Source organism: Streptosporangium sp. NPDC003464 (assembly GCF_053588315.1).
The window spans coordinates 1-4,194 of the sequence record NZ_JBSFPS010000454.1 but is presented as its reverse complement, the minus strand read 5'-3'; the positions used below and the strand labels follow the sequence as shown (position 1 = coordinate 4,194).

Here is a 4,194-nt window from a genome sequence, read left to right as displayed (position 1 = left end):
GGTGACGCGGGGATCCGCGTCACCGGCCGTCGGCGTTCCAGGAGGGCCGCTCGTTGAGGAACCTGACGTCCATGTCGGTGATCCGGCCCTGGTCGGCGGCCATCTCGGCCAGCTCCTGGGGGGTGAGCACCTCCGAGATGTCGCCGAAGCCCAGCGGCGCCCGCTCGGCCACCATCGCGAGGGTCCGCTCCATCGGCATCTCCCGGTTGGCCAGGACGAGCGGGGTGGTGGCCGCCCTCCTCTCCTCCTCGTAGGCGGCCAGGCCCTCGACCGGACCGGACCGGGCGAGGGAGCGGGCCAGCACCCGGGCGTCGAGCACGGCCTGCGAGCCGCCGTTGGACCCGACCGGATACATGGGGTGGGCCGCGTCACCGAGCAGGGTCGTCCGGCCCCGGCCCCACGACCGGAGCGGATCCTTGTCCACCATGGGGTACTCCAGGATCCGCCCGGCCCCGGTGAGCAGCTCCGGCACGTCCAGCCAGGGGAACCGCCAGTCCGCGAAGTGGGGCAGCACGTCCTGCAGCCGGCCCTCCCGCGACCAGTCGGCGACCGGGACCGGCCCGCCCTCGGCCACCTTCACCTCCGCCACCCAGTTGACCTGGGTCCGGTCCGGTGAGACGGGATAGGCCACGAACTTGCACGACAGGTTGGACCCGGCGACGGCCACCGTGGCGCCGTCCAGGAACGGCCGCCCCTCGGTGATCCCCCGCCACATCCGGACACCGCCCCACAGCAGCGGCCCGTCGTGCGGGTGGAGCCGGGCCCGCACGGCCGAGTGGACGCCGTCGGCGCCCACCAGCACGTCGGCGGCCACGTCGACGCGCCGTCCGGTACCCGTCTCCAGCAGCGACGCGGTGATCCCGTCCGGCCCCTCGGTGACGTCCTGGAAGGTCAGGCCGGTCCGGACCGCCCCGGCGCCGAGCCTGCGGCGCACCGCGTCGAGCAGCGACATCTGCAGCACGCCCCGGTGGACGGAGTACTGCGGCCAGCGGTAGCCGGCGGCCCTCCCCCTGGGCAGCGACAGAATCGTGCCGCCGAAGCGGTCGGTGTAGGTCTGAAAACTGGTCGGGACGCCGATCGCCGCCAGTTCCTCGCCCAGCCCGAGTTCGGTGAGCTCCCTGACGGCGTGGGGCTGGATATTGATGCCCACGCCCAGTGGGCGCAATTCCGCGGCCGACTCCGCGACCACGCATTCGATTCCCGCGGCGTGGAGGCTGAGCGCGGCGGTGAGGCCGCCGATCCCGCCTCCGATGACCAATACGCGCATCCGCTCCTCGTTCCGGTCCTCGTCCCGGCCGGGATTTCACCGGACCGATCTCCGCGCAAGATCATAACTCATGGACTTATGCCACGCCTTAATAGTTAATTCCGGCCGGCGTTCATCTGGAGCACCATGGCGGGAACGGCATGGCCGGGCCGAATTCCCTCCGCTAGAGTCGCTGTCGCTTCAAAGATCGCGGAGACGGGGGACCATTAGGCGTGCAGGCCCGTTCCGATTCCACTCATGAAATTCATCAATCCATTCAAAGGGGGAGTTCATGAGAATCAGAAACGCTTGCCTGGCCGCCGTGGTGGCCGCGCTGGCGCTCAGCGCGTGCGGCGGTGCGGACACCGGCGCCGCCCGGCCCGCGACCGGCGACGGGCCGGAGAAGACGGAGATCACCGTCGGAGTGGTGCCCGTCCCCTCAGCCGCGCCGCTGTTCATCGCGATGGAGAAGGGCTTCTTCGAGCAGGAGGGTCTGAAGGTCAGGACGGAGACCATCCAGGCGCCCCAGGCCGTCATGCCGAAGATCCTCAACGGCTCCATCGACACCTTCCTGACCAGCTACGTCTCCCTGATCGCCATCCAGGACTCCGGGGTGGCCAGGCTCAAGATGCTGGTGGAGTCCCAGCAGGGGGCGCCGGGCGTCAACGGTGTGCTGGTCACCGGCGACTCGCCGCTGAAGAAGACCGGTGACCTCAAGGGCAAGAAGATCGCCGTGAACGTGGTGAAGGCGCTCGGCGAGGTGACCACCAGCGCCCATCTGAAGGCCGCCGGGCTCGCCCCCGCGGACGTCAGCTTCGTGCCGGTGCCCTTCGCCGAGCAGCTCGCGGCGCTGCGGGCGGGCCGGGTGGACGCGGCCTGGATGACCGAGCCCTACATCTCGGCGGCCAAGAAGGAGCTGTCGGCCCGCGTCCTGGTCGACACCCTCACCGGCCCGACCGAGGGGCTCCCCCTGGACGGCTGGGCGGCGAGCGCCGACTGGACGGCCAAGCACCCGAAGACCGCCGCCGCCTTCCAGCGCGCCCTGGGCAGGGCCCAGAAGCTGGCCGCCTCCGACCGGGCCGAACTGGACAGGGTGATCCCGGCCTACACCCGGATCCCGGCCGACGTGGCGGCGGAGATGACCCTGGGCACCTTCAGCACCTCGCTCGACGCCGCGCGGGTCCAGCGGGTGGCCGACCTCATGTCCGAGTTCGGGCTGACCAAGACCAAGATCGACGCCACCGCCCTCGTGGCGGGGTGACGGCCGCGCCCGGATGACGACGTGCCCGCGCCCCGAGGGGCGTGACCGGTGAACCCGCGGACGGCCCGCCGCGGCGTCACCGGCGTCGCCGCCCTCCTCGCCGTGCTGGAGACGCTCGGCCGCACCGGGCTGGTCGACCCGCTGCTGCTGCCGCTCGCCTCCACCGTGACGGCCAGGGCGGCCGGGCTCGCGGCCGACCCGGACTTCCTGGCCGCCGCCGGCCACACCCTCCTGGCCTGTGGTGGCGGGCTGCTGCTCGCGGTGGCGGCGGCCGTACCGGCCGGGCTGCTGCTGGGGACGGTCCCCGCGGTCGAGGGCGCGCTGCGCCCGCTGATCGAGTTCCTCCGGCCGATCCCCTCGGTGGCGCTGATCCCGCTGGCCCTGTTCCTGTTCGCCGACGGCGCGCAGGCCAAGGTCGCGCTCATCGTGTTCACCGCGTCCTGGCCGCTGCTGATCAACACGGTGTACGGCCTGCGGGAGGTGGACCCGCTGGCCAAGGACACCCTGCGGAGCTTCGGCTTCGGCCCGCTGGCCGTCGTGCTCCGGGTCTCGCTGCCCAGCGCGGCCCCGTTCGTCGTCACGGGCGTGCGGATCGCGGCCTCGGTCGCCCTGATCGTGGCGGTGAGCGTGGAGCTCGTCGCGGGAGGCACCGGGATCGGCACCTTCCTCAGCGACGCGGCGGCCGGGAACCGGCGGGACGTGATGCTCGCCGCCGTCGTCTGGACCGGGGTCATCGGCCTGGCCCTCAACGCGCTGCTGGTCGCCGCCGAGCACCGGCTGTTCGGCTGGCGTCGCGCCGGAGCCGGGGAGGTCCGGTGAGGGGCCTGCTGATCCGGGTGAGGGGCCTGCTGATCCGGTCGTGGATCGTGCCCGTCGCGCTCGTGGCCTGGGAGCTGCTGACCCGGTGGGCCGGGGCGGTCTACTTCCCGCCGCCCTCGGTGATCGTGGCCCGGCTGCACGAGATGTGGCTGTCCGGGCCGGCCACCCGGCTCTTCCTGACCGACGACGCGCTCGGCAACGTGCTGCCCAGCCTGGGCCGGCTGGCGCTCGGCTGGGGCGCCGCGTGCCTGGCCGGAGTCGTCGCCGGGGTGGCCGTCGGCCGCTCGGTGCGCCTGTCGGAGTACGCCGGCCCGCTGATCCAGCTCGGCCGGTCCGTCCCCCCGCCCACCCTGCTGCCGATCTTCCTGCTGCTGTTCGGCGTGGGGGCCCCGATGCAGGTGGCCGCGATCGTGTTCGGCGTCATGTGGCCGGTGCTGATCAACTCGGCGGACGGCGCCCGCCACGTGGACCGCGGGTATCTGGAGGCCGCCCAGGTCTTCGGGCTGGACCGGGGCCGGCGGCTGCTGCTGGTGATCCTCCCGGCCGCCGCCCCGAAGATATTCGCGGGCCTTCGGCTCAGCGTCTCGCTCGCCCTGATCATGATGATCGTCTCCGAGCTGGTCGGCAGCACCGAGGGCATCGGCTACCGGATGCTGGTCGCCCAGAGCGAGCTGGACATCCCGTCGATGTGGTCGGCCATCACCCTGATCGGCCTGCTGGGCTACGGCCTCAACACGGCCTTCCTCCGGGTGGAGCGGCGCGTGCTCGCCTGGCATCCGGCACGGGGCTGAACCCGCCCTCGGGCCGGCGGACGCGCCCGGAGGCTGCTACAGCCGCTGGCGCAACGCCGGCTACCCCGACGACGGGC

At 72.5% G+C, this 4,194-nt stretch carries 4 protein-coding genes; 3 read left to right on the top strand and 1 reads right to left on the bottom strand.

The annotated features are described in order from the left end of the window. Positions 1–19 precede the first annotated feature (19 nt). Positions 20–1,267, bottom strand: coding sequence for a flavin-dependent oxidoreductase (locus ACWDS7_RS46980; protein WP_451934596.1), 1,248 nt, complete (start codon positions 1,265–1,267; stop codon positions 20–22). Between the two features lie 271 nt (positions 1,268–1,538). On the opposite strand from ACWDS7_RS46980, the gene ACWDS7_RS46975 reads away from it, so the two are divergent. Genes ACWDS7_RS46975 through ACWDS7_RS46965 form a run of 3 tightly spaced genes read left to right on the top strand, consistent with a single transcriptional unit; the run spans position 1,539 to position 4,117 of the window. Then, positions 1,539–2,507, top strand: coding sequence for an ABC transporter substrate-binding protein (locus ACWDS7_RS46975; RefSeq protein WP_451934595.1), 969 nt, complete (start codon positions 1,539–1,541; stop codon positions 2,505–2,507). A 48-nt stretch (positions 2,508–2,555) separates the two neighbouring features. Continuing rightward, on the top strand, positions 2,556–3,326 hold the full coding sequence (locus tag ACWDS7_RS46970; protein WP_451934594.1) for an ABC transporter permease: 771 nt from the start codon (positions 2,556–2,558) through the stop codon (positions 3,324–3,326). Beyond that, on the top strand, positions 3,323–4,117 hold the full coding sequence (locus ACWDS7_RS46965; protein WP_451934593.1) for an ABC transporter permease: 795 nt from the start codon (positions 3,323–3,325) through the stop codon (positions 4,115–4,117). The genes ACWDS7_RS46970 and ACWDS7_RS46965 overlap by 4 nt, the downstream gene beginning before the upstream one ends. Positions 4,118–4,194 lie beyond the last annotated feature (77 nt).